Consider the following 25493-nt stretch of genomic DNA (forward strand, 5'->3'; position numbering starts at 1 on the left):
AACCACCCGCATCACCGCCTGGCCGCGGTCCGGGGTGACGCCCCGGGCATCTCCAACTCGCCTTGACACGCCGTCGTCGGAGGCGTTGCCTGGAATGTGAGGCAGCCTTTTCACGGTGTGCCCAGACCGACCAGATCCGCGCCCATGGCCAACGGCCGGAAGCGAGCGGCGAAGACTCATGGCGACGTACGAGTATTTCTGCAATCGCTGCGGTTCGTTCGACGTGAAGCGGCCCATCGGCACCGCGTCGGCCGACGAGGTCTGCCCGCGGTGCTCGAATACGGCTCGGCGCGTGTACACCTCCCCTGGAACTGCCTTCACGTCGCCCGCGGTCGCGGGCCTGCGCGAGCGGGAGGAAGCGTCTCGGGAAAACCCCGCGGTGGTCACGCGGGTGCCTCCCAAGGAGGCAGCGCCGAGGCCGACTCATCCGGCCCACGCCCGGCTTCCCCGGCCCTGACCGGGAAGTCGCGGACCGGCCGGTACGCCCTTCCGGGAAGGGCGAGTTATCGGGAGGTGTGTCCCTTTGGCCAATGTCGGGCTTCTCTTCGTGGGCGCGGTGCTGTTCCTGAACGGGCTGATGCTGCTGGGGAAGGTGGACAGCCGGGCAGCCGCCATATTCAATCTGTTCGTGGGCGGGCTTCAGGTCCTCACCCCCACCTATCTCATCATCGCCGCGAACCAGGATCCCGAGCGCATTCTGCTGGCCTCGGGCATCTTCCTCTTCGGTTTCACCTACCTGTATGTAGGAATCGGGCTGCTGATGGGGCTCGACACGACCGGCGTGGGCTATTACTCGCTGTTCGTGTCGATCGTGGCCCTGGGTTATTCCTTCGTCAGCTTCCGGCAGTTCGGCGACCAGCCGTTCGGAGTCATATGGCTCTACTGGACGTTCCTCTGGTTCCTCTTCTTCCTGCTCCTGGGACTGAAACTGGAGAAGCTGACGACTTACGTCGGCTGGGTGACCGCGATCGAGGGCTGGGTGACCGGCGTCATACCGGCGTTCCTGCTGCTGTCCGGTTACTGGGTCGCGGAGAACTTCTACGAGATCGCGATCGCACTGGGCGCGTTCGGCGTGCTGACCTTCGGCGGGCTGTGGTTCGCACTGCGCCACAGGCGGCCCGGCAAGCCCACGGAGGAGTACGGCGCTTACCCGGCCGGCAGCCACGGCTAGTCCCTTGGCGCCACCTCGTACCGCTCACCACATACACCCCACCACATACAAAGGAACACGAGGGATTCACATGCCTGAAGTTATCTTCAGCGTCGACCAGTCCCGGCCGATGCGCGACCAGGATGTCCCCGGACACAACAGGTGGCACCCGGACGTTCCAAACGCCGCGATGGTCCGCCCGGGAGACGAGTTCCGCGTCGAATGCCGGGAATGGACCGATGCACAGATCGGCAACAACGACTCCGCCAACGACGTGCGCGACGTCGACCTGAAGCGTTGCCACATGCTCAGTGGGCCGATAGGCGTCGAAGGCGCGGAGCCGGGCGACCTGCTCGTCGTCGACATCCTCGACCTCGGGCCGGTACCGCAGCAGGTCGGCGACGCACCGGGTGAAGGCTGGGGATACACCGGCGTTTTCGCCAAGGCCAACGGCGGCGGCTTCCTGACGGACTACTTCCCGGACGCCTACAAGGCGATCTGGGACTTCCACGGGCAGATGGCGACCACCAGGCACCTTCCCGGTGTCCGCTTCACCGGCATCACCCACCCCGGCCTCTTCGGCACCGCGCCGTCCGCAGAGCTGCTTCAGCAGTGGAACAGGCGTGAGCAGGCCCTGGTCGACACCGACCCCGACCGCGTCCCGCCGCTGGGGCTCACACCCGACCCCGATCAGACCCTGGCCGGTCAGGCGACGGGATCGGACGCCGAACGCATCGGCCAGGAAGGAGCGCGCACCGTTCCCGCACGGGAGAACGGCGGCAACCACGACATCAAGAACTTCACTCGTGGCTCGCGCGTCTTCTACCCCGTGTACGTCAAGGACGCCAAGCTGTCCGGCGGTGACCTTCACTTCAGCCAGGGCGACGGTGAGATCACCTTCTGCGGCGCCATCGAGATGGGCGGCTATATCGACTTCCACGTCGACCTGATCAAGGGCGGCATGGAGAAGTACGGTGTCACGACCAACCCGATCTTCATGCCGGGCAACGTCGAGCCGCGGTACTCGGAGTTCATCTCCTTCATCGGGATCTCCGTGGACCACGACACCGAGACCAACTACTACATGGACGCGACGGTCGCCTATCGCCGCGCCTGCCTCAACGCCGTCGAGTACCTGAAGAGGTTCGGCTACACCGGAGAGCAGGCCTATCTGCTCCTCGGCGCGGCCCCCATCGAGGGACGCATCAGCGGGATCGTCGACATCCCCAACGCCTGCTGCTCCCTCTACCTGCCGACCGGGATCTTCGACTTCGACGTCCGTCCCACCGCGGAGGGGCCGAAGTCCGCAGACCGCGGTCAGTGCGCGGTGACGAGCTGAGGCCGACCCGTCACCCAGGATCAAGGGGGACCTCCGCGTGGCCGGCGGTCCCCCACCTCTCCGGCACTTGGTCAGGCGTCTTTCAACTCCTGCCGCTGCCGCCCGAGCCCCTCGATCTCCAGCTCCACCACATCCCCCGCCCGCAGATACGGCTTGGGCTCCGGCTGCCCCAGCGCGACCCCCGCCGGCGTCCCGGTATTGATCACGTCCCCGGGGTGGAGCGTCATGAACCGACTGACGTACCGCACGACTTCCCCCACGGAGAAGATCTGCTCGGCGGTCGTCCCGTCCTGCTTCAGCTCCCCGTTGACCCACAGCCGCAGCGACAGCTTCTGCGGATCCGCCACCTCGTCGGCCGTCACCAGCCACGGGCCCAGCGGATTGAACGTCTCGCAGTTCTTGCCCTTGTCCCAGGTCCCCCCGCGCTCGATCTGGAACTCCCGCTCGGACACGTCGTGCGCCACCGCGTACCCGGCGACATGCGCGAGCCCTTCCTCCGCCGACTCCAGATAGCGGGCGGTACGCCCGATGACCACCGCCAGCTCCACCTCCCAGTCGGTCTTCCGGGAGCCGCGCGGCACGAGCACGGTGTCGTGCGGCCCGACCACCGTGTCCGCGGCCTTGAAGAAGATCACCGGCTCGGCGGGCGGCTCGGCCCCGGTCTCCCGGGCGTGGTCGTGGTAGTTCAGCCCGATGCACACGATCTTGCCGATCCGCCCCAGCGGCGGCCCGATCCGCAGCCCCGTCCCGTCCAGCACGGGCAGCTCCCCGGCGCCGGCCGCGTCCCGTATCCGGCCGAGCGCGGCCTCGTCCGCGAGCAGCGCCCCGTCGATGTCGGGCACGAGCCCGGACAGGTCCCGCAGGACGCCCTCGGCGTCGAGCAACGCGGGCCGCTCCGCCCCGGCCGCACCGACTCGCAGCAGCTTCATGATCACAATCTCCCTCGATCGTGGGGCGCCCGCCGACGTGTGCAGCCATCGGAGGACTGGTCGATCCTCCAAGGTGACGATCCAGTCCGCAATACCCCGTTCACGTACTGGACCGTAGCCACGGGTGCTCAGCGGTAGAGCACCGACCGCTCCACCGCGCTCCACGTCGTACTGGTCACCACGTACAGGGCGGCCGCCAGCGGCACCACCGCCACGGTGACGAGCGTGAAGAAGGACATGAACGGCATGACCTTGCTGACGGCGCCCAGGCCGGGCACCTGCTCACCGTCCACCGGCACGGGACCACCGGCGGCCATCATCCGCTTCGTACGCCGGTAGTTGAACACGGCGATGACCAGGACCGCGGCGAACAGCACGACGTACACCAGCCCCGCCGCCCCGAACACCCCACCGGCACCCAGCGCGTCCACCCACCGGTCCCCCAGCGGCGCGGCCAGCAGCCGGTGACCGAGCAGGGCGTTCGCCTCGCCGCCGATCGTCGGGTTCGAGAACAGGTGATAGAGCAGGAAGAACGCGGGCAACTGCATCAGACCGGGCAGGCAGCCCGCGAGCGGGGACACCTTCTCCTGCGCGTGCAGCTCCAGGACGGCCTGCCGAAGCCGCTCGGGGTTCTTCCGGTACTTCTTCCGCAGCTCGGCGATCTTCGGCTGCAACGCGGTGCGCGCCTTCTGTCCCCGCGCGGCCGCCCGGGACAGCGGCAGCACCAACAGCCGTACGAACGCGGTGAACAGGACGATCGCGGCGGCCGCCGCGGAGGCGTGGAACAGCGGCTGGAGCAGCTCGGCGAGCTGCTCGACCAGGTTGGCGAAAACGGACATGGGTGAGCCCTCCGTCGTGGGTCTCGTCGTGCCGGGACAGGGGATGTCGGCATGACGACCCGCGCGGGGTCACGGTGTGGTGGTGCGCTGAGTGGCGTGCCCTACGCGACGGTCGTCAGGAGGGCGTGTCCGGGCGCTCGGGGGCGGGTGCGTCCCTTGGCGTCCGGGTCGCGTTGTGGCAGGAAGGCCGTACGCCGGTCCCGGTCGCGGATGGCCGTACGCACCCGCGTGGGCGGCACGGCGGGCGCGCAGCGCGCGGCGACCAGCATGCAGACGGCGAGCGCCGACCCGGCCGCGGCGGTCGCGGCGAGCGTGACGGTGGCGGAGAGGGTTCCGGCGTCCAGCAGGGCCAGGTCGAGGAAGAGGATCAGGAGCAGGACGGCGGGGCGCGACTTCGCGCACTTCCGGATCATCGTCGGCTCCCCCCTTCCCCATATGGGTGCTGCTGTTCGATCGTGCCTCTCGTTTATACCTCAACGCGGGCGCATGGACAGGAGCGTCCCCCACACCACCAGGCGGTACGTGGAGGTGTACTCGGGGGTGCAGGTCGTGAGGGTGATGTAGTAGCCGGGCTCGCGGTAGCCCCGGCCGGGGTGGACGAGGCTGCGCGGCACGGGCCGTATCACTCCGGTGTCGCGGGCGGAGGTCTGCGGGAGGGTCTGGTCGACGGCGTACGTGTACACGGCCGACCGCGTCTCCACGACGATCCGGTCGCCGTCGCCGAGCCGGTTGAGGTACCGGAAGGGCTCGCCGTGGGTGTTGCGGTGCCCGGCGAGCGCGAAGTTCCCGGCGTGGCCGGGCCGCGCGGTGCCGGGGTAGTGGCCGGCGTACCCCTTGTTGAGGACGTGCGGCTTGCTGATGCCTTCGGCGACGGGGACGCGGAGGTTCAGGCGGGGGATGGTGAGGATGGCGTAGGCGCGGGAGGGGAGGGGTGCAGGCGCCGAGGCGGGGCTGTTTCGCCGGGCGGGGGCTCGCCGCTCGGGCGGGCGGTCTCCGCCGACGGCCTGCGTCGGGGCGCTCTCCTGGCCGCCCGCCCGGACGCCGCCCCACTCCTCCTCCAAGGCCGCCACCTCGCGCTCGGCGCCCTTGCTCGCCTGCCGGTTGGTCCACCACACCTGGTGGACGACGAGGAGGAGAAGGACGATCCCGACGGTGACGAGGGCCTCGCCGCCGGCCCACAGGGCGCGTCGGCGGCGGGCGCGGCGCCGCCGGGTGATGTGCTGCACGACGGGTACGCGCAGGGCGGGTACGCGCATGGCGGGTACGCGCATGGCGGGCGCCTCCTCCACCGTCGTACGGAACGACCGCCCGCACGATAAGGGGCGGGGCGCGAGGTCTCCATACCCGTGTGCTCGAACCCTGCTTTTCCCCGTGCTCGCCCGGTGCGTGCCCGTACTTGCCCCGTACTTGTCCGACCCCTCGAACCTTCCTCAACTGGTTTGAGAAAGGGCTGTCGAAAACCTCGACAACCCCGGCCGCCACACCCGATGCTTCCACTCGACCCCCACGGGACGGGCCCCGACGCCGGTTCGACGACCGGCCGTTGATGGAGGCGAAGAAGCCATGATCCGACGCAGAACACTGCTGGCGGCCACGGGCGGCGCACTGTTCACCAGCGCCCTGGCCACGGGTACGGCACACGCGGACGCCACGATCGCCGTCAACCCCTCGACGACGTACGGCACTTGGGAAGGCTGGGGGACGTCCCTGGCCTGGTGGGCGAACGTGTTCGGCGCGCGGGACGACTTCGCCGACCTGTTCTTCACCACCAGGACGGTGACCTACAACGGCACGGCACTGCCCGGTCTGGGCCTGAACATCGCCCGCTACAACCTCGGCGCGTGCAGCTGGAACAGCGTGAACGGCGAGACGATGGTGGAGTCCCCCAACATCCCGGCGTTCAAGCAGATCGAGGGCTTCTGGCAGGACTGGCGCAACGAGGACCCGGCATCCTCGGCCTGGGACTGGACGGCGGACGCCAACCAGCGCGCGGCCCTGGTGAAGGCGACGCAGCGGGGCGCGGTGAGCGAGCTGTTCGCCAACTCGCCGATGTGGTGGATGTGTTACAACCACAACCCGTCCGGCGCGGCGGACGGCGGCAACAACCTCCAGACCTGGAACTACCGCCAGCACGCCTCCCACCTGGCGGCGGTCGCGCTGCACGCCCGCAACAACTGGGGCGTGAACTTCGCGACGGTCGACCCCTTCAACGAGCCGGCGTCGAGCTGGTGGACGGCGACGGGCACGCAGGAGGGCTGCCACATGGACCCGGCGGTCCAGGCCGCCGTACTCCCGTACATGCGCAGCGAACTGGACAAGCGCGGCCTGACAGGCATCCGGATCTCCGCATCGGACGAGACCAACTACGACACGGCGCGCTCGACGTGGGCGTCCTTCAACGCGTCCACGAAGTCCCTGGTGTCGCAGGTCAACGTGCACGGCTACCAGGGCGCGGGCGGCCGTAGGGACCTCCTCTACACGGACGTCGTCACGACCTCCCGCAAGAAACTCTGGAACTCGGAAACGGGCGACAGCGACGGCACCGGCCTGACGATGGCCCGGAACCTCTGCTACGACTTCCGCTGGCTGCACCCCACGGCGTGGTGCTACTGGCAGGTCATGGACCCGACGACGGGCTGGGCGTTGATCGCGTACAACGCGAGCACACTGCAGCCGACGACGGTCCAGCCGAAGTACTACGTCATGGCGCAGTTCAGCCGCCACATCCGCCCAGGGATGACGATCATCGACACGGGCGTGAGCTACGCGGTGGCGGCGTACTCGGCGTCGGCGCGGCGCCTGGTGATCGTCGCGGTGAACACGTCGACGTCGGCACAGACGCTCACCTTCGACCTGTCCCGCTTCTCGACGGTGACGGGCGGGTCCGGGGGCCTGGTCCCGCGCTGGAACACGGCGACGAGCGGTTCGGACCGCTACCGGGCGTACTCGGACACGCGCCTGAACGGCAAGTCGGTGAGCGTGCCGTTCGCGGCGGGGGCGGTGCAGACGTTGCAGGTGGACGGGGTGACGATCTAGGACTGGTGAACGGGCTCGCCGATGCCGAGCATGTTCCCCTCACTGTCCCGGAACCAGGCGGCACGCTCCCCCCGCGCCCCCTTGCTCGGATAATTCCCCTCAATCTCGGCGATCCCGTCCTCCCCCGTCCGCAGCCCGGGCAGGTCGACGACCTCGAACACGACACCGCGCCGTGTGAGCAGCGCGACGACGCTGTCGATGTCGTCGACCTGCCACGCCATCTGCGTAAACGTCCCCGGCGAAGCCCCCGCCGACTGGAACAGGGCGAATTCCGCACCCCCGCACCGGTACAGCAGCCCACCGGGCCGCTCGTCAACGGGCTCCAGCCCGAGCTTCTCGGAGTAGAAGCGCCGGGCCCGCTCAAGATCCTGGGCGGGCAGCCGGGTGGCCACGCGGGCCCGCGCCAAGAGACCCATGTCCGCTGTGCCCATACCTTCACTGTGCCGCAGCCGAGCAGCGCGGTCCTGCCGAGCGGCCAGGTGCTGGACTCTCCTTTGTCACCACTCGGCAGTACGGTGTCCCCCATGCGCCCCGACACGCCTGCCGAGAACGTCGACCACACCACCGAGGCGGCCCGCCTGGAGCGAACCGCCGGCCTCTACCCCGAGGACGCCGAAGCCCTGCTGCTGCGGGCCGCGGCCCACCTGGAGCTGTCCGGCGACCGCCCCGCCGCGACCGCGCTCTACGACCGCCTGCTGTCATCGCCCGACGCCCTGGAGAACTCCTTCCTGGTCCGCGCCCTGAAGGCCTCGAACCTCTGGGAGTACGGCCACGAGGCCGAGGCCCGAGCGATCATCGACGGCATCCGCACGGCGTCCCCGAGGGACCCGGCCCCCTGGGTGATCGTGGCCGAGGCCCTCGAATCGCACGACGAGCTGGAAACGGCGCAGGAGGTCTTCACGCAGGCCACCCGCCTCCTCCTGACGGAGGGGTCGGCGCCCCCGCAGTCCACACACCCCCTCTTCTTCGGCCGCCACCGGGTACGCCGCATGCTGGGCCTCCCCCACGACGACTGGGACATCCTGGCCGACACCCTGCACTCGATGCCGGTCTCCCTGGACGAGCTGCACGACCCGAAGCGCGTATGGTCCTTGGGCTCGGACAACCCGGCGGAACTGGAGGCGGAAATCTCCCGCCTCCGAGCCGAGCTGGGCGCCTACCGGGAGGCCCTCTCCCGCCCGTTCCCGGTGGCGGTACTGCACTGGCCGGAGGGCGAGCTGACGGAGCTGCTGACGGCGTACCCGACCCTGACCTCGGAGTACCCCTCGCACGAGGAACACCTGTCGACGATAGAGGCGTCCCTGCGAGAACTCTCCGCCTCGGGCACACCAAACCTGGGCGTCGTCACGGGCACGGTCCCGTCGTACGAGGCCTTCGCAGCCTCGGAGGGCACGTCACCGGCCGACCCGACCCTGCTACCGCAGTACGCGACGACACTGGCGGCACGGGGGCGGGCGGTGGCTTGGCCGCCGGAGCGGACCGGGGCGTGCTGGTGCGGGTCGGGGCGGGCGTACGGGGACTGCCACGGCACGGAGGGTTAGGGCCCCCGGCACGAGAGGCGTGGCTGCCGAGGCGCTGACCGGCTTGTGACCCGGCGCTCGAAGCGTCGACGATGGGCCCCATGGCCGAAGCCCCTGACATCCCGACCGCCTGGCGCTGGCTCCTGGAACGCAGACCGGGCACCCGGGGGGCGGCGCATGACTCACTGCTCGCCGTCGTTGAGGCCTCACATGCCGAGCCACGCCTACGCGGCCTCTACCCCTTCCCGACACACGGCACCCTGCACTTCCTGCGCAGCGCCCCACGCTGGCCCGTATCGGGCCAGGGTGGGGCGCTGCCCGCGGAAGCGGCCCGACTGGTGGTGAGCAACTTGCCCCCAGAGGTAATCGCGGAGAGGGACCTGTAGAGCAAGGAACGCGACAGAGACCCGCACCCCTGCTTACCCCCACGCACCCGCACCCGGCCACGAACCGCCACCCACCACCCCACGGCCCCCGGCGCCCCACCCCTGGGCCGCCCGGCCAGGAAAAACACCGCGGTGGAGGGGCGAGTGTCAAGAGTGGAGCGCAGCGGAATCGGCGAAGCCGACGCCCGAAGGGCGCTCTTGACACTCGCCCCGGAACCGCCACCCTCAACAAAACCGGGCGGCCATGAGCACCTCGAAGCCAACGAGCAGTGTGACACCGGGCAGCAAGGATCTCCTGCTCAGCAGTCCCAGATGCCCCCGCGGAAAAGGTGGTGGCAACATATCGTCTCGACCACGCTGGCAGAATGCTCATGTGTCCGATGCCGTCCCATCCTCCCCCGCAGTTTCAGCCCGCATGAGCAAACAGGTCTCCCGCGACACAGCTCCGGAGATCGCGGTCCGAAGGCTGCTGCACGCCGCAGGCCTGCGTTATCGAGTGAACGTGCCGGTACCCGGCATGCCTCGGCGCACTATCGACATCGTCTTCCCCAAGGCCAAGATCGCAATCTTCCTGGACGGCTGCTTCTGGCACGGCTGTCCACAGCATGCCACTCAGCCCAAGGCGAATGCGGAATGGTGGCGTACGAAGCTCGCAAAGAACCTGGCCCGCGACCGCGAGACGACCGCCCACCTTGAAGCCGAGGGATGGACTGTCCTGCGCTTCTGGGAGCACGATTCGCCGGAAAAGGTCGCTCTGTCTGTTACTCAAGCCAGAAAAGCAGCAGCAGGCGATGAGCCACCGAACGCATAGCGGCATCGCCCGCCGCCTTTCGTGCGGCGGGCGCGAAGATGACGGCGTGAGTCAACGTCGCCACGCCACCCGAAGGTAGTTCGCAAAGGCAAATGCTGAGTTCGCGACCGCAAGGTCAAGTCACCGTGCCAGCTTCAGGTTCTTTACAGCCGACGAGGCAGTGAAGTTTCCAGTCGCGAATCCAGCGCGCGCCTTCACGACCACACCCGACGGGGGCAGGCCGTCCGCCTACCGGTCGACCTCCCCATCCCGGTCCTCCTGGGCCTCGACATCGTCGATGTCGCTGACGCCGAGGTTGATCTCATCCACCCCAGAGGTGACCCTGGCCACAGTCGCCGACCCATTGACGACGAACTCCACCGAGATGGGCTTGCCTGCGGGGAACTCCGCGAAGATCTGGCGCCGGTTCGGATACACGGAACCTCCAAGATTCCAAAATCAGGTCGGACGACCACAAGCAGATTGCGCTGCATGGAGCAACGGGATGCCGCTAGGCATCCGAGTGGAGTGCGGCGCGGCCGCCCCAAAGATGAACAAAGCGGACCAACGAGACAGCTGGAGCACGCACGACACAGAACGCGCTGGACTTTCGGGAACGAACACTTGGGCCCCTACAGGGGGCGACGAGCAGTCACCCTACACCCGAACTGGCCCCATATAGAACTGACATGCGAGGCTCGAGCGTCCGACACACACGTTAGGGGCGTGCTATGGTGCCACGGCACACTCCGATACTCCAGTCGAGCGACTCAAGATGCACCTAATGTCCGAATGTGATTAAGAAAACTTAATCGAATCAAGATCGATTAAGTCCGTTCCGGAACGGTGAGCGAGGGGGATCGTGAAAGAGTTCAGCGTCTGGCTCAGCGAGATGTTGGTGCAGCGCGGGATGAGCCAGAAGATGCTTGCCGAGCTGACTGGCGTCACCGGGGCCGCCGTGAATGGTTGGGTCAACGGCCGGTCGGTGCCGCGCTACGAGAAGATCGCGGCCATTGCCAAGGCCCTGAGTGTCGACATAGAGGACGCCGTCAACCGCCGGAGTCCAGTGGCCCCCTCAAGTGATGTGAAGTGGATCTTCCGAGTGGCTCCGGAAGACGGCGGAAGAGAGGGCGGCAATGCAGCCACCTTCGCCTTCTCTCCGAGCCTGGAGGTGTTGGCGCGCGAGGCGACGCAGAACAGCCTGGACGAACAACTGCCGGGTGCCGAGCCTGTGATCGCCCGATACATGTTGCATGAGTTGACGGGACAGCATCTCAAGGACTTCATGCTTGCCCTCGGTTGGAGTTCGATAGAAAGACACATCGCCGCTGCCGCAGACGTTCGGCAGAAGGTGGGCCGAGTCCTGCGAGACGGACTCCAAGAGTTGCAGCGCACCCGGCGGCTCATTCTGCTTCGAGTGGATGACTACAACGCTACCGGGCTGACAGGCCCGGAGTTCGACGACGGACGCTTCGCGCGCGTCGTCCGCCGGACTCTTGACAGCGGGAAGGCAGGCGCTCAGGGCGGGTCGTACGGCCTGGGGAAGGCAGCCTTGTGGGCAACCAGCAGGTTCGGACTGGTTCTTGTGAACAGCACCCTGTCGGAGCCGGAGGGTGGGCGCACGCAGCGCCGCATGGCTGGGCGACTTGAGCTGCCGTGGCACACGCTGAATGGTGTGGAATACGCCGGTCCCGGGTGGTTCGGTACGGTCAATCCCGAACGCCAGAACACTGCGCAATCGTGGTGGGGTAACAAACAGGCAGCCAGTTCTCTCTACTTGGAGCGGGACGACCCGGCCCCGGGCACGACGTTTCTCGTTGTGGGCGCCTTCGACGGCAGCGGGGAGACCGAAGACCTCGAGGACATGCACGATCGGCTGGTTACCAGTCTTGCGCGGAACTTCTGGGCCTCGATGGTCGGTGGGAGGCAGGAGGGAGCCAAGCTGCGCGCCTCGGTTGCCGCTTTCCGGAACGGCGAGCCGGTCAGACCCGAGGAGTTCATTGATCCGCACCTCCATGAGCCAGCGCGTGCAAGAGCCGTGAAAGCGTTCCTCGACGGTGAGACGGTCGAAGAGCTCACGGACCGGAACCAGGTGCTGCAAACCTCGGTGCCCTTGGAGTTGCGTCGTCGCAAAGACGACCTCAGCACCAAGGATCCCGGAGTGCACGAGGCCGTCCTGCTCGTCACGCCGGCCGCCGATGAAGACGAACAGCCCGACTGCATTGCCTATATGCGCGCGACGCGGATGGTCGTGAAGTACAAGCGAGTCGGCGACCTTCCGCTCGGACATCGGCCATTTCAAGCGGTGCTCCTCGCCGGCGCCGCAACGCGCAGCGGAACACCGGACGCCGACGCCGCCGAGCAACTGTTGCGTACTGCAGAGCCGCCGGACCACAACGACTGGGAAGGCACCGAGGATCTGACGGCGACGTACGAACGCGGAGCACGTCAGAAAATCATCGAGTTCAAGAAGCTGGCCGAGCAGAAGGTTCGTGAGGTCCTGCGCGGCCAGGAGCGCGAAGAAGCTCAGGATGAGGGGCCGGAGGTCCTGCGTGAGCTGCTCCGACTGGATCCGCCCAAGGCGGCACGGACTCAGGGATTTCCCACGGTCAAGGCCATCACGGGAGCCATTGATGACACGGGCGCATGGGAAGTTACTGTCACGGTCAAACTTCCCAAACGAGAGGAGCCATGGGTACTGACGGCCGTTCCCAGGTTCCTCACCCGTTCCTCAGGACCGGTCAGCGTCGAATGGCGCAAACTGATTCCTGTTGATGGCTGCGAACTGACGCCGCACGGCAATCTTGTCTTCCGCGACGGAGCGGTCCAAGGAAAGTTCCGCGGGATCACCGATACTTCCAGTCACCCGGTGTCCGCCGCGATGTCACAGGTGATGGTGGACGTACGCAGGGCCAAGGAGGAGCTCTCTTGAAGACCGTCTTCCCCTATGAGGTGCTCAGCGGCGATGTCACCCTTCGAGTCGAGAGGCTGTTTGTCGACAACAAGCCGATCAGATTGGAGAGGATCAACGATCGGGCTCAGGTCGTCGCTCTCGAGGATCTTGAGGAGACCAATCAACGATGGTCCGAGATACGCCTCAACGTATCGGTGAGCGCGGATGCAGCAGAATTGGCTGCTGGACCGTGGGAAGCTCCGCAGTGCGTTGCCGTGCTCGCCAACCGGCGGACCAACGTATACCAGGCTTTCCCCCTGCACCCTCAAGGCAACGGGAAGTGGGTCGGTGACCTGGAACTCAGACGTGAAGAGCACGTGAAACGCAGTCAATTGACCGCGAGAGTCGTGGCGACCGTCGATGGTGTGGAAGGGCGACTGATCGGGGTCTCTGAAGCGACGTGGGACGTGGACTTCGAAGCCAAGATACCTGCCGCTGAACGATCAGTGAAAATGCGCTGGGTCGATTTCACCGAGCACGACCATCTCAAGGAGTACCGCGACGATCCCTGGCTGGTCGACTCCGAAGGCGGCGAACCCGTCCTGCTCCTCAATTCATCCGTGGACGGCCTTCGTGGCGTACTGGAAAATGCCGCAACCGCCGAGCAAAAGCTCGTACGAGAGATCATGGCGTCTCAAGTCGCGTCCGAGGCATGGAGCGCCATGTTCAACGCGGCGATCTATGCGTGTGACATGGTCGACGGCGAGCCACAATGGCCCGGTGGATGGCACGAGGATGTACTGCGCAGGATGATCCCTGATCTCTACCCGGATCTCTCGCCCGAAGATGCGCTCATTGAACTCGTGCAGGGACGTGCAGAAGGCGAGAACGGCAGTGATCTACAGCGACGCCTGATGCATGGTTCCGGGGTACAGTCGCGCAAGCCCAGAAAGGTGTCGACCGCCCTGCGCGATTTGCGGCGTTTGGCAGGCAAGAGGGAGACTCAGTGACCACCGGGAACAAGTTCGACATACCGGAGAAGCTCGGGCGGATCTCTGACTCCGTGGCCGCCAAGGTGCTGACTCCCAGTGTGGTGACCGGTGCCCCACTGCCCCAAGCAGTCTTGGTCAGTAACTCGCTTGCGCCTCTCGACGATTCGTCTCGGTGGAACGCAGCAGAGGTGCGTGCGCTTCTTGATGAGGTGATGGAGCGATTCGAAGCCGAACGTCCTACAGCCTCTGATGCCTGGCTCGCTCCGCGCTTGCACTACACCCTACGGATGACTCGCGCAGAAGCCACTGACTCAGGGGTGTGGAACTTCATCGCCCTTCGAGTCGCACCGGACTTCGTACGTTGGCGATGGGGCCATGAGAAGGATGGTCGAGTGGTCGTGGGTCAGGCGGCCCGGTTCAGCGGCCGCTGGGACATTCAGTGCTTCTCGCGTCTGTGGTGGGCTGCTGAGCTGTTCCGCGACGGCGAGGACTACCGCCCTGTGGTTGCGGCATGCAGCAACCAGGACATCCTCAACACCGCTCTTCGCCTGGACATGAACAACCACCGCCCGACTGCTCAGGCTCTTGTGGAGCTACTCGAGAAAGGCACCATCCGGACTGGACGAGAGGTGAATGGTCTCGTCAAGGCGGCCGCAGCTGCTGGCAGCACCTTGGTCTACGAGGTCATCGCACCCGACGAGCCCAGGGACTACGAAGCTCTGCAGCAGTGGATCGAATCCGTTGACTCGGACCCCGTGTGGAACCCGAATACCCTGCCGCAAGGACCCGTTGACGGAAGTGTCCCCTTTCGCTCCATACAACGACTGACCGAGTGGTTCGAGCGTCTGTTTGAGACAGCACCAGTACGCGGCAAAGAACCGCGCGAGGAATCCGAGGAGGGGCTCATCAGCCTCTGAGCGCCTTGTACACCATCCCAGCCAGAGCCCGGGAAAGACCGACAGGCACGGCATTGCCAATCTGTCGGCCGATCTGAATCTTGCTACCACTCCACTTGAAAGTGGGCGGGAAACCTTGGATGAGGGCCGCCTCGTAGTGGGTGATCGGGCGATGTGCCCGAGGGTGGAGATATCGGCCTTTCTCGGGCTTGTAGAATTCAGTCCTGATGGTGACTGCAGGGCGGTCCCAATACATTCGGCCCATCACATCGTGGGAGCCACTCTTGTGCGCCAGCCACTTCTCCGTGGAGAGTTCCGGCGGGAGGTCGTGACGGTTCCCTCCCTCCGGAATGGCACGGTACCTCTTCTTGGACAAATCCGTCGGATTACGACCGATATGCAGGTCCGTCGTAAGGAATTCCCCAGGAAGGGTCTTCTTCAACGGATCGCAGGTCCTCCCTTCGGGCAACTCCGTCGTGAGCGTTTCTGAGGGCGTGTACTGGAAGACGGCCGGCCCCACGGCCACCCACTTATCGGGACCAGCGCCAGGAATGAAATCCTTAGCGTTCTTGGTGTGAGTCGGTTCGGGGTAGTCCAAGTCCGTCAAATGCTTGAGGTCCCGACGTACAGCGACAACAATCGCTCGACGCCTGGCCTGCGGTACTCCGTAGTCCGCAGCGTTCAGCACTGAATGCCGGACGAGCATGTAGTCGCGCAGCATTCCGTCGGGCTTCTCGGTCGCCGCATGCAGTAGCGCAAACTCCGGAGACCGTAGAAAGCGATCGACGTTCTCAACGATGAAGAGCTTGGGTTTGATCTCGTTGACAACCCTCGCATACTCCCGCCACAGCTTGTTGCGTGGGTCGCTCTCGTCTTCCTTCCCCAGGCCGGAGAAGCCCTGACACGGAGGCCCGCCGAGTACGACCTCGGCCTGGACTTCGTGCGCGTCGGGCTCCCAGTCCTCGATGTCCTTGGCGTGGATGTGATCCACACCACCTGCCTCGTCTGCGAAGTTCAAGGCATAGGTGGAGGCGGCAGCGATGTCATGCTCAACTGCCGCAACAGTGCGAAAGACGGGGGAATCGACACCATCCGGCCGAAACTCGTGGAACCCTTGTGTGAACCCACCGCAACCAGCAAAGAGATCAACGACGTTGATGGGGGCTGTGGGCTTGGTGGCGTTCATGTGGCCAGATCTTAACCGGCGGTTTGAGGTGGCGGCGATTCAGATGCGGGAACCTTGAGCGCGGCGGCGATCTGCCGCCCGACGGCCGCAGCAAGGGGCGGAGGGACAGCCTGCCCGACTTGCCTATATCCACGTGTCTTCCTGCCGGCGATCTGCCAGCTCGGCGGGAACCCCTGGAGGAGCGCGGTCTGGGCCACCGTCAACGCAGGAAGATCGTTCCTGTCGCCCCCCAGCGCCAACCCGTCCTCGGGCCCGGGCGGTTCGTCGGCGAGCGTGCCGCCGTTGATGCCGATCTTCTCCCAGATGGCCTTGGCGCGCTCAGGGCCGAGATCCGGTCCGCCCCGCTTGTCGGAACCACCGACCAGTGTCGGCGCCATGATCTTGGCCTGCTGGGCCCAAGCGCGAGCATGCGGCCAGCCGCGGCTGGCCATCGAGGGATAGAGCACGTCACCGACGTAGGGCGGCGGTTCGGCGGACGGGGTCGGCCAGGCAAAGGATTCGGCGTAAGGTTCCCGCAGTGCCACGAAGAACCCATGCGGCCGGTTTTGGGGAACCCCGAAGTCCTTGGCGTTCAGGACGTTCTTGAAGAGCCGAAACCCAAGATGCTTCAACTCGTCTTCGACTTCGGCACGAATCTCGGAGAACTCGTCCTTGTTGACGAGCCCCGGCACATTCTCCAGGAGCACCGCACGCGGGCTTACCGCACCCACCAAGTAGAGTGCCGCCTTGACCAGTCTCCTTTCGGGCTGATCGTCCTTGCGATTGATGGTTGCCATCGACTTCACCCGAGGCGTGCCGGCCGACAAGAGGTCCACGTCGTAGGTCTCGGGATAGTGTTCCGGGTCGAAGGCGTTGAGGTCCTCCTCCACGAGGTTCCACTCGGGCCGGTTGGAAAAGAGAGTGGCAAGTGCCTTCTCATCGGTGTCGACCAACGCCACGGGAGAGAACCCGGCAGACTCCAAACCTAGAGCAAGACCCCCGGCGCCAGCGCATATCTCAACGGAACGGAGGCAGACTGAGGACGGCATTTGGCTCCTTGGTCGCAGGTACTCCTTTCACAATGTACGACAAAGTTGCCTCGCAGGGTGACGATTTGATGTTGCCCGGGCACACACTCGCTCGAGCCGAACGAGCCCCCTGACCGAATCACCTCAATCCCGATCTTCACGTCCCTTCGGGCTGCGCCATGAGATCGGCCAGCCCACCTTGTAGCGGTCGCTGCGGTGGATCACCAAGAGCACCCAGCAGACGTCTCGATACCCTGCCCCCGTGATTCGTGCAGTCGTCTTCGACGTCGGTGAGTGCCTGGTGGACGAGACCCGGAAGTACTCACCTGGGCCGACTGGCTGGGCGTACCGAGGCACACGTTCCACGCGATGTTCGGCGCCGTGGTCGCGCAGGGGCGTGACTGCAGGGAGACCTTCCAGGAGTTTCGGCCGGGGTTCGACCTCCACGAGGAGCGGGAGAGGCACGCCGCCGCCGGACAGCCGGAGACCTTCGGGAACGTGATCTGTACGAGGACGTACGGCTGCGCTGCAGCGGCTCCGGGACGACGGACTCTGGCTCGGTATCGCAGGCAATCAAACCGTGCAAAGCCGGACGGGTCTTGCGCGAGCTCTTGTCTGACGACGTTGACCTGATCGGTACGTCCGACCTGGGGTGCCGACAAGCCCGATCCCGAGTTCTTCAAGCGGGTCGCCGCAGCCGTGCCCTTCGAGGTCGGCGGGGTCCTGTGCGTGGGGGATCGGCGCGACAACGACATCCGGCCGACCCCCGAGGCGGGTACGCACACCGCGCTCGTGCATCGCGGGCCGTGGGCCACCATTCAGTGGAACAGCGACGAGGCCCAGGAACTACCCACATTCCGAGGAACTGTGACCCGCGGTTCCAGGAGCGAGCGAGCCGCCGCGCCCACGCGGCGGCTCCCGCGCTCACGCCGAACCTCGGTCCGATACGAGATGGTCGGGTGGGTGTCGGCGTCCCAGATGCTGCTACGACAGCGGCTCGGAGCTCAGGGACCAGGCCATCGCGGGCGCGCTCTCAGCCGGAAGCCTCCTCGCTGTAGAGGCGGGGCTGTTGCCGAAGATCGCTGACGCGGAGCAGCGGACACGGTCGTTGAAGGGTCCTCGGTCGTTCACGACATCGTGGGGGAGGCTCCCCAGGAGGTTGCCGACGCGTGGGCTCGGCTGGAGCTGTCGCAGCAGCGTCTGATCGCTGAGACCAGCTCGACGTGCGCCTCAAGCGGGTGCCCCCTGGGCCCGAGCGCCCGGCAAGTGAGCACGTCTCCGTCGCCCCCGAAACGGCCTCTCCGGACAGGCTCACCGCTGTGTGACCTGAGTCACCAGCAGCCCGGACTTTCCTCACCGTACTCAGCCCTGACGGGCGTCGCTGAGCGTTCCGACGTGCTGTGTCAGACCCATATGACAGGATCTCCGCCGTGAGCAGTGAGCAAGACGTGAGCCAGAAGGCCCTCCGAGTCGCAGGTCTCTTTGCCGGAGTCGGCGGGCTTGAGCTCGGCCTGAAGCGGGCCGGGCTGGAGACAGCCATGCTCTGCGAGGTTTGGGAACCGGCCCAAGCCGTGCTCTCCAAGCAGTTCCCCAGCATCCCCCTTGAGCCCGACGTCCGGGAGCTCAAGGCACTACCGAGTGACGTGGACGTAGTCACCGCTGGTTTTCCCTGCCAGGACCTCTCGCAGGCAGGTCGTACAGCCGGAATCAAGGGCGAGCAATCGGGCCTCATCTCCCACGTCTTCCGCCTGCTCAAGAAGCACCACCCTCGGTGGCTGGTACTTGAGAACGTGCGGAACATGCTCGTCCTCGACAAGGGCGAGGCGATGCTGCACCTTGTCCAGGAGCTCGAAGCCCTTGGGTACTCATGGGCATACCGACTGGTGGACTCCCGTTTCACGGGCGTACCTCAACGGCGCCAGCGTGTCCTCTTCGTCGCGAGCCTCACCGAGGACCCACGAAACGTGCTGCTCTCCGAAGACGCCGGGGAACCGGAGCCCGAGAACCTTCCCACCGACGCGTACGGTTTCTACTGGACAGAGGGGCTGCGTGGTCTGGGGTGGGCACAAGATGCTGTGCCGACGATCAAGGGAGGCTCCGGGCTGAGCATTCCGTCGCCACCCGCTCTGTGGATTCCGAGCAACCCCGTGGGGCATCGCATCGTGACTCCGTCGATCACAGATGCCGAGCAGCTTCAGGGATTCGAGAAGGACTGGACCCTCGCCGAGGGGACGACGAAGAAAAAGGGCGACCGCTGGAAGCTGGTCGGCAATGCGGTAACCGTCGGTGTCTCCCAGTGGCTGGGCGAACAGCTCCTGCACCCAGGCGTCTATGACGAGTCCGAAGCCGTTGAGATGAGCGAACGCGACCGGTGGCCCACAGCCGCGTGGGGACACGGCGGCAGACGCTGGCGTTCCCAGGTCAGCATGTGGCCGCAGCACCTGCCGTACACCCACATTCTCGATCTCGTCGACCGGGGCGGCCTGACGCCGCTGAGCTACCGCGCGGCCGCCGGCTTCTACTCCCGCACGCAGAAAGCCAAGTTGAAGTTCGACGAGGCGTTCCTTCTCGACATGAAGAAACACGTCGAGCACATGGACCCTGCGAACACTGCTCGGAGCGTTGTCGGCGCAGGCCGCTAGGGTTTCCTCCGAAAGGGGTGTGCCTTGGAAGCCGTAGACATACTGATCCGGAGCCTCAGCAAGCCGGTGCCTATGGGTAAGGACCGGCGGATGCTTCAGTACCACGGCCGTAGCGACCGCCACAGCAAGCTCGCCTGCTGGGGAATCCTGTTCGACCTGCTGCGGAGCAGCTCTGTGCTCCGCTCACAGGTCGAATCACGAGAGGTTGTCTTCGGCGTCAACCACACGATGAAGTCGTACGCCCCGGAGAAGAGCAAGAAGCTCGACCTGGTGCTCTGCCGCCCGGAGTTCGGGCAAGCGCCGTCTCCGAAGGCTCACACGCTTGAGTCTCTGGCCGAGCACTACGGCGTCGAGCTCACCTCCGAACAGGAGCGCGTGCTCAAGGAGTTGCCGACGATCTACGAGGCGCCGGTCGGCAATGTGCTCATGGCGTTCGAGGCCAAGGCATGCATGACGGAGCACGTCAAGGCTCTGCCTCGCTTGTACGACGAGCTCAACTCAAGTCACCAGATCGTGCACGGCCATTCCTCCAACGCACTGTCGATCGGTGTCGCCATGGTGAACGCATCGGAGACGTTCCACAGTCCGACCAACGAGGGCAAGGTGAACACCCACAGCCAGCCGCGCGTGATGCAGCGGACGATCGACACTGTGGCGAGCCTGCCTCGGCGCAGCCACCACAGCGATCAGGGGTTCGACGGTCTCGCCATTGTGGTGGTCGACATGGAGAACGACGGCACCCCGTGCGAGTTGGTTACAGCGCCGCCGGCGCCGCAGCCTGATGACGTGCTCCACTACGACAGGATGCTTCAGCGGGTGGCGCACGAATTCGATTCCAGGTTCTCAAGGCGCTGACACTGCGTCATCGACGTACAGGGGGCCGCGCGGAGATCGCTCGGCCATGTCGGGCGCGTGCACGACGACGGTCGTCTCGTCGGTACTGGCGCCGAACGGGGCGTCGGCGACGAGGCCGCAATTGCTCCGAGGCGGCGATGCGAACCTCACGCTCGGGACGGCCGAGAGCCGGACCGCGTCCGACCGCCAGTCGTGCGCGCAGTGGCAGCGCCTCCTCGGCTACCGCGGCGACGACGCCGACGGATGGCCCGGCCGCGCTTCCCGGGACGCGCTCAAGGGGCGAGCACGGTCTGAACGACGGTGCGGCGGGCGGCGTCGGACATGGGGGTACCTCGTTCCGTAGAAAAGGGAACGGGGGGCGGTCGCACACCGCGGGCGGCCCGTGGAGCGGGGGCGGTCGGGTCAGACCTTGGGGACGCCGCGGTATCCCGGAGACCGTGACCGGGGTCGGTATCATGCTCGCCGTCGCCGCGGGCATCACGCGCCTGATGGCCCTTCCCGTCGTCGAGGGCCTGATGCCCCGGTGGCTGCGCGCCGCCCCGCACCGCAACGACGAGTTGCTCGCCCTCGACCGCACAGACGAGGGAGCCGCCGAGTGACCGACCCCTCGCAGTCCGACGTCGCCCTCGAACTTGAGCGACTCCGCGGCGCGGTCGAGGCAGGTTTTCACCCGTCTCGACGGTCGGTTCGACCTGCTCACACAGCGGCACGACCAGACCGACAAACGGCTCGACGAGCTCGAAGCGCGCGTCGACGCACTCGAAAATCGGCGATGGTCCCTGCCGAGCGTCGGCGCCCTGGTCGGCCTGGCTGGACTTACCCTCGCCGCACTGGCCCAACTCAGATAGACAGACAGCGCCCCATGCAGCGCGCCACCAGGTAACACGGCAAAGCCCCCCGTACGGCCATGGGCCATGCGTGGCCGTACGGGGGCGTTTAGTCGTTGCGGCTACGCGGCGACCAATTCGCGAGCCTGCGCGTCGAAGTCGGCGACGAGCCGATGCCTACCGAAGGGCCGCATGCGCTTCTGTAGGTCCTGCACCGCCTCGACGGCGCGCGACGACTTGACCTGTCGCGTTAGTTTCAGCGTGCGTACGCCAGCGGCGTACGCCGAATCAAGGTCGCGCCGTTGCAAGTGCGCGACCGCGAGCGCCGCCTGTGACATGGCCCCGCGTCGGGCCCGCTTCTGCATGGTGGCGTGCGCGATGGACCGGCGCGCGTGTTCTTCGGCCGCGTCCGCGTCGCCCAAGTCACGGAAGGTGTTCGCGTGCTCGCCGTGCAGGTAGGCAGGGTCAATGAACGCCGCCCAGTCGGGTTCTTCGTCAAGGTTGACCCGCTCATACGCCCGTTCAGACTGCACCACCGCATGAGCCGCCGAGGACTTGTCGCCGAGCAGGGCGAGCGCCCGCGCTTCCAGACACCACAGATCGGCCAAGCAAGCCGGCGAGGTCGTCCTCGACAGCCCTTGCCGTCCCGCCTGTGCGAGGCGACGACCCTCGGCAGGGTCGCCGAGTAGCGTTGCCTGGTCAGCCATGCCCGCGAGCACGTGGGCGCCGAGCGCCGGGTTCCGTGACTCCTCTGCGAGCCTTAGCGACTGGATCAAGTACCGCTGCGCGATGCTGTGTTCGCCGTTGTCGTAGGCCATCCAGCCCAGCAGGTACGTCTGTTCGGCCGCAGCCTCGCACAGGGCGCGCCGAACGTCCTCGCTGTGGGCACGCCGGAGCAGCGGGTACACGTGCTGTGTCATGTACTCGGCCAAGACGAGCCGACCCGACCCTCCGCCCTGGAAGATGTCCATGCGCTGGAAGGTCGTGAACATGTTCTTCACAGCGGATACGTCCTCAAGGCGTACCCGCGGCCCCGGTTCCGGTTCCTGGTCGAGCGTGTTCAACAGCCAGTCCCGCGAGGGACCTACACCAGCAACAGCCGCAAACGGCGCGGCTGCAAGGAACTTTCGTCGGTCCACGTCAGCTCTCCCCAAGTCTGCGACCACTTCCACCGTAGCCGCGTAGGAGGGGTTGTACACGAGTGCGGCATCGGCCGAGCCACCGTCACCGAGCCCGAGATCGTAGGTTGTGACCCGAAACCCGAAGTGGTCCGAGAAGACGCCGGCGAGGATGTCGGGAACCGGGTCGCGTGGCGTCTCACCTTCGATCCAGCACCGAACGCGCGTCGCGTCCGGTGCAATGTGCGGCTGATTCCACTGCAGCGCCTTGGATTTCACACGTCGAGCTAACTCGCCCCGGCTCATTCTCGACCGTTCGAGCAACTGCGCGAGCTTGTCATTCGGCGTTTTCATCCTCCAACCCTCCCGCGACGTGGGGTAGCGAAACCGACACCCTTCGACACCCCCCATGACGGTACCCCGACTTTCGTCACGCGTGTTGGCTAGTCGGAGGAACCATCCGGTCCGCGATCGGGGCCGGAACTGTCCGCTCGTAAGGGGAGACGCATGATCGAACGACGACGGGACACGGGTCCCGTCTGCTGCGTTCCTACCGACGGCCCCCCGTCGGTCCTGGCGTTAGCAGGTGAGCCGGAATCAGCAAGTGCGGCGCGCAGGTTCGTGCGCGAGTTCGTCCCGCACCACGCGCCATACGCGTCCGAGGACTACGTCGAAACGGTCGTCCTGGTGGCGTGCGAGATCGTCACCAACTCGATCCGGTACGGCACGGAACCAGGCGACTCACTACAGCTCACGCTCGACACCGACTACGCCCGCACCCGAGTGGAGGTACAAGACCCTGTGAGACGCCGTCCCCAGCCACGCCCCGCCGCATCGCAGCAGCGCGATCGAGGGCGCGGCCTGATCATCCTTGACGCCCTGTGCAACGAATGGGGAGTCACCGACGCCTCGTTCGGTAAAACCGTATGGGCGGAGGTGAAGGCATGGTGACGTCGTCGCGCCTCGACGTCCCCCCGGGCCCCGGGTTCGTCGCCACCGTGGCCGCAGCTACCGGCGTCTACCGCCGTGGAAACCTCGCCCTAGCCCAGCTGCTCATCACGCACCCCGGCCCGCGCCGACAGGGTGAGACCGCTGACACCGTCGAGGATGGAATGAGGCGACTCGCAACCGCACTGCGCCTCTGCCCCGGCGATCAGGACCCGCCAGTGATCGGCGCACAGCTCATGACCAGTCGGGGTCACGTCGCGCTGGACTACGGCCACGACCAATACGTGATGACGATCCCCCAACCGTCACAGGATTGGTTAGCCCTGGTAGCGGTGGGCGCCGCATGCCGCGTCTGCTTGGTGATCACCCCACTCGCACTGGCCGCCGATCAAGCCGAGACAGACGCGCACATCCGCGCCAGCCTCGCCCGAGGTCAGCTCATGTGGGGGACGACGTTCGCCCGTCGACGCTTGTGACCAAACCGACGGACGGGCCGCCCCGAGGTGGATTGGACCCCGGGCCGACCCGCTAGGGCCGAGCGTACAAGTCCGCCAGCCTGCACACACAGCGCGCCGGACACCGACGCTCGGCCCTACCTCGCCGCAGCACACTCCCGCACCACCCGCGCAGTCCTGCCCATCTACCGAGGGGAAGACAGGGTGACCACATACCCGGTATCACCGAACACGGTCCTCGCGAACGCACTCAGCCACGCCGAGGACGTGCTCACGCCCCGAGTCCTCGCCGCCGCGCCGGAACGGATCGTGTTCGTCGTGGGAACGCAGATCAACGGGGCCCCGCACATCGGTACCTCTCTGGTGCAGTCGCTCACGTTCGCCACAGCGACCCGTCTCCGGGACAAGTTCGGTGTACCCACCGAGGTCCAGTTCGGCGCCCTCGACAACGCGCCATACGCCATCGTCAGCGATCACGATACGGGCCACCGGTACCAGCGCACTTACGCGCACGCGCTCGGCGAGCAGGGCATCGCCGACCAAGTCGACACGCTGTACCGTCCCCTGTTCAACGCTCTGTCCGACATGCTGCACGTCCCGTACTCCGTCGAGACCTACAGCCAGCAGCAGGCCGGCGAGCACTTCCGCCGGACATGGCTGCGCGTCCTCCCACGGATGGACGCCGCCCGATGGTGGCTCGCGCCGTCCTCGGGCGTGGCGCATCTCCGCGTACCCTGCCCACGGCCCGGCTGTGGGTGGGCCGAGAAGTACGCAGAGCGCACTCACGTACAGGACGCAGACGCGAGCCGTGCCACGATCACGGCTATCTGCCTGCACCACGGCGAGTACGAGGTCACCATCGACCCGAATGGCGAAGGGTACCTCGACCTCGCCACGCTGTACAGGAACCTGGTCAAGGAACTCGCCGTCACCGGCGAGCGCGGCGTCCTGCATGTGATGGTGAAGGGCGGCGACTGGGTGTTCGGCTCGCACCTGGTCGACGGCGCCTTACAAGCTGTCGGCCTCTCCCGCGGGCAACTGCCCGCCCGCCTGTTCTGCCCGCAGATCGTCAGCGACACAGGCGCCAAGTTGTCCAAGTCGCTCATTCGGGAAGGACGGGCACCCTTGCCCGAGGGCGCCACCCCTTGGATGCTCGACACTCGGGAGTGGCCCGGTTCGTTGTCCGAGTACGTCGAGCGCCTGCTCGGCATGACCGAGGTTGTTCTCTCCGACCCCCGGCACTTCTTCCGCTCGTATTCCGCCGGCGAACTCCGCCGGATGATGACCAGCACCTAGGAGCGTTCCCGCCCCATGACGGAAACCGCCGCCGCTCGCGTCCGCGAGCTGAACCTCTACCGGCAATACTTCGACCTGGTCGCCGCCGGGCAGAAGACGATCGAGGTGCGGGTGAAATACCCGCACCTCGCCGGCCTCGCCGAGGGCGACATGATCCGCTTCCGGAACAAGGGCACCAACGAGACGTGCGACGTGCTCGTAAAGCAGGTCAACGAGTATCCCGACTTCGAGGCCCTGCTCGACGGCGAAGGGCCGGCCAATGTCAACCCGACGGCCACTCGCGAGGAACAGCTCGCCAACATCCGCACCATCTACCCGCCCGAAAAAGAAGCGCTCGGCGCCCTCGCCATCACGATCGAACTACTCACCCCCTGACGGCCGTATCGACC

24 protein-coding genes and 2 pseudogenes are annotated in these 25493 nt (G+C 66.3%); 17 read left to right on the forward strand and 9 right to left on the reverse strand.

Translation table 11 applies throughout. The features are described 5' to 3' along the window. Positions 1-178 precede the first annotated feature (178 nt). The 3 genes from KWI83_RS40395 to fmdA all read left to right on the forward strand — a co-directional run bounded on the left by KWI83_RS40395 (position 179) and on the right by fmdA (position 2489). Entirely contained in the window at positions 179-457 is a 279-nt protein-coding gene (locus KWI83_RS40395) for an FmdB family zinc ribbon protein (RefSeq protein ID WP_218516595.1), read from the forward strand. Between the two features lie 66 nt (positions 458-523). Beyond that, complete coding sequence (locus KWI83_RS24810) at positions 524-1171, forward strand: AmiS/UreI family transporter (RefSeq protein ID WP_218516596.1); 648 nt, start codon at positions 524-526, stop codon at positions 1169-1171. Positions 1172-1241: 70 nt separating this feature from the next. Continuing rightward, positions 1242-2489, forward strand: a complete 1248-nt coding sequence (fmdA, locus tag KWI83_RS24815) for a formamidase (protein WP_218516597.1) — start codon at positions 1242-1244, stop codon at positions 2487-2489. A gap of 71 nt (positions 2490-2560) precedes the next feature. Here the strand turns inward: fmdA and KWI83_RS24820 are convergent, their stop codons facing one another. The 4 genes from KWI83_RS24820 to KWI83_RS24835 form a co-directional block, all read right to left on the reverse strand. Next, positions 2561-3418 carry a fumarylacetoacetate hydrolase family protein gene (locus KWI83_RS24820; RefSeq protein WP_218516598.1) on the reverse strand — a complete coding sequence of 286 codons (858 nt, stop codon included), beginning with the start codon at positions 3416-3418 and terminating at the stop codon, positions 2561-2563. Positions 3419-3546: 128 nt separating this feature from the next. Further along, on the reverse strand, positions 3547-4257 hold the full coding sequence (locus KWI83_RS24825; RefSeq protein WP_218516599.1) for a membrane protein insertase YidC: 711 nt from the start codon (positions 4255-4257) through the stop codon (positions 3547-3549). 101 nt (positions 4258-4358) lie between these two features. Beyond that, the gene (locus KWI83_RS24830; protein ID WP_218516600.1) at positions 4359-4670 is read right to left on the reverse strand and encodes a DUF6412 domain-containing protein; all 312 of its coding nucleotides are present in this window, start codon (positions 4668-4670) and stop codon (positions 4359-4361) included. Positions 4671-4730: 60 nt separating this feature from the next. Then, a complete protein-coding gene (locus KWI83_RS24835) occupies positions 4731-5528 on the reverse strand; it encodes a class E sortase (protein WP_256362754.1) in 798 nt (265 codons plus the stop codon). 292 nt (positions 5529-5820) lie between these two features. Here KWI83_RS24835 and KWI83_RS24840 point away from each other — a divergent pair, with 292 nt between their 5' ends. After that, entirely contained in the window at positions 5821-7293 is a 1473-nt protein-coding gene (locus KWI83_RS24840) for a glycoside hydrolase (protein ID WP_218516601.1), read from the forward strand. Here KWI83_RS24840 and KWI83_RS24845 read toward each other — a convergent pair. After that, complete coding sequence (locus KWI83_RS24845) at positions 7290-7724, reverse strand: VOC family protein (RefSeq protein ID WP_218516602.1); 435 nt, start codon at positions 7722-7724, stop codon at positions 7290-7292. The genes KWI83_RS24840 and KWI83_RS24845 overlap by 4 nt on opposite strands. 93 nt (positions 7725-7817) lie before the next feature. Between KWI83_RS24845 and KWI83_RS24850 the strand changes: the two genes are divergently transcribed. The 3 genes from KWI83_RS24850 to KWI83_RS24855 all read left to right on the forward strand — a co-directional run bounded on the left by KWI83_RS24850 (position 7818) and on the right by KWI83_RS24855 (position 10010). Continuing rightward, positions 7818-8834, forward strand: a complete 1017-nt coding sequence (locus KWI83_RS24850) for an SEC-C domain-containing protein (protein WP_218516603.1) — start codon at positions 7818-7820, stop codon at positions 8832-8834. Between the two features lie 80 nt (positions 8835-8914). Beyond that, positions 8915-9199, forward strand: a complete 285-nt coding sequence (locus tag KWI83_RS39030) for a DUF6193 family natural product biosynthesis protein (protein ID WP_256362755.1) — start codon at positions 8915-8917, stop codon at positions 9197-9199. 415 nt (positions 9200-9614) lie between these two features. Further along, positions 9615-10010 (forward strand): very short patch repair endonuclease, encoded by a 396-nt coding sequence (locus KWI83_RS24855; RefSeq protein ID WP_218516604.1) that lies wholly within the window; start codon positions 9615-9617, stop codon positions 10008-10010. Between the two features lie 228 nt (positions 10011-10238). Here KWI83_RS24855 and KWI83_RS24860 read toward each other — a convergent pair whose 3' ends face one another. Further along, positions 10239-10427, reverse strand: a complete 189-nt coding sequence (locus KWI83_RS24860) for a hypothetical protein (RefSeq protein ID WP_218516605.1) — start codon at positions 10425-10427, stop codon at positions 10239-10241. Positions 10428-10851: 424 nt separating this feature from the next. Here KWI83_RS24860 and KWI83_RS24865 point away from each other — a divergent pair, with 424 nt between their 5' ends. From KWI83_RS24865 to KWI83_RS24875, 3 genes are read left to right on the forward strand one after another with little or no spacing between them, the layout of a single operon-like run. Further along, positions 10852-12921: a helix-turn-helix transcriptional regulator gene (locus KWI83_RS24865; RefSeq protein WP_308122163.1), complete on the forward strand. Its 2070-nt coding sequence runs from the start codon at positions 10852-10854 to the stop codon at positions 12919-12921. Further along, positions 12918-13892: a hypothetical protein gene (locus tag KWI83_RS24870; RefSeq protein WP_218516606.1), complete on the forward strand. Its 975-nt coding sequence runs from the start codon at positions 12918-12920 to the stop codon at positions 13890-13892. The genes KWI83_RS24865 and KWI83_RS24870 overlap by 4 nt, the downstream gene beginning before the upstream one ends. After that, on the forward strand, positions 13889-14791 hold the full coding sequence (locus KWI83_RS24875) for a DUF6339 family protein (RefSeq protein ID WP_218516607.1): 903 nt from the start codon (positions 13889-13891) through the stop codon (positions 14789-14791). Before KWI83_RS24870 ends, KWI83_RS24875 begins: the two co-directional genes overlap by 4 nt. On the opposite strand, the gene KWI83_RS24880 is transcribed toward KWI83_RS24875, so the two are convergent. Next, positions 14781-15956, reverse strand: a complete 1176-nt coding sequence (locus KWI83_RS24880; protein ID WP_218516608.1) for a DNA cytosine methyltransferase — start codon at positions 15954-15956, stop codon at positions 14781-14783. The two genes, KWI83_RS24875 and KWI83_RS24880, sit on opposite strands and share 11 nt — an antisense overlap. An 11-nt stretch (positions 15957-15967) precedes the next feature. After that, on the reverse strand, positions 15968-16984 hold the full coding sequence (locus KWI83_RS24885; protein ID WP_218516609.1) for a DNA cytosine methyltransferase: 1017 nt from the start codon (positions 16982-16984) through the stop codon (positions 15968-15970). 241 nt (positions 16985-17225) lie between these two features. On the opposite strand from KWI83_RS24885, the pseudogene KWI83_RS24890 reads away from it, so the two are divergent. The 4 genes and pseudogenes from KWI83_RS24890 to KWI83_RS24905 all read left to right on the forward strand — a co-directional run. Further along, positions 17226-17824: pseudogene (locus KWI83_RS24890) on the forward strand (HAD family hydrolase); the annotation flags it as partial. A 569-nt stretch (positions 17825-18393) separates the two neighbouring features. After that, positions 18394-19605 carry a DNA (cytosine-5-)-methyltransferase gene (locus KWI83_RS24895; RefSeq protein ID WP_308122165.1) on the forward strand — a complete coding sequence of 404 codons (1212 nt, stop codon included), beginning with the start codon at positions 18394-18396 and terminating at the stop codon, positions 19603-19605. Between the two features lie 90 nt (positions 19606-19695). After that, complete coding sequence (locus KWI83_RS24900) at positions 19696-20460, forward strand: hypothetical protein (RefSeq protein ID WP_218516610.1); 765 nt, start codon at positions 19696-19698, stop codon at positions 20458-20460. A 437-nt stretch (positions 20461-20897) separates the two neighbouring features. Then, positions 20898-21059: a hypothetical protein gene (locus KWI83_RS24905; RefSeq protein ID WP_218516611.1), complete on the forward strand. Its 162-nt coding sequence runs from the start codon at positions 20898-20900 to the stop codon at positions 21057-21059. A gap of 350 nt (positions 21060-21409) precedes the next feature. Here the strand turns inward: KWI83_RS24905 and KWI83_RS24910 are convergent, their stop codons facing one another. Beyond that, complete coding sequence (locus KWI83_RS24910) at positions 21410-22759, reverse strand: transcriptional regulator (RefSeq protein WP_218516612.1); 1350 nt, start codon at positions 22757-22759, stop codon at positions 21410-21412. A gap of 153 nt (positions 22760-22912) precedes the next feature. Between KWI83_RS24910 and KWI83_RS24915 the strand changes: the two genes are divergently transcribed. The 3 genes and pseudogenes from KWI83_RS24915 to KWI83_RS24925 all read left to right on the forward strand — a co-directional run bounded on the left by KWI83_RS24915 (position 22913) and on the right by KWI83_RS24925 (position 25479). Continuing rightward, positions 22913-23356, forward strand: coding sequence for an ATP-binding protein (locus tag KWI83_RS24915; protein WP_218516613.1), 444 nt, complete (start codon positions 22913-22915; stop codon positions 23354-23356). A 656-nt stretch (positions 23357-24012) separates the two neighbouring features. Continuing rightward, positions 24013-25123: pseudogene (locus KWI83_RS24920) on the forward strand (hypothetical protein). Next, positions 25120-25479, forward strand: coding sequence for an ASCH domain-containing protein (locus tag KWI83_RS24925; RefSeq protein WP_218516615.1), 360 nt, complete (start codon positions 25120-25122; stop codon positions 25477-25479). Before KWI83_RS24920 ends, KWI83_RS24925 begins: the two are co-directional and overlap by 4 nt. The last annotated feature ends 14 nt before the right edge of the window (positions 25480-25493 follow it).

This window comes from Streptomyces sp. TRM70350 (genome assembly GCF_019219825.1).
Lineage (GTDB): Bacteria > Actinomycetota > Actinomycetes > Streptomycetales > Streptomycetaceae > Streptomyces.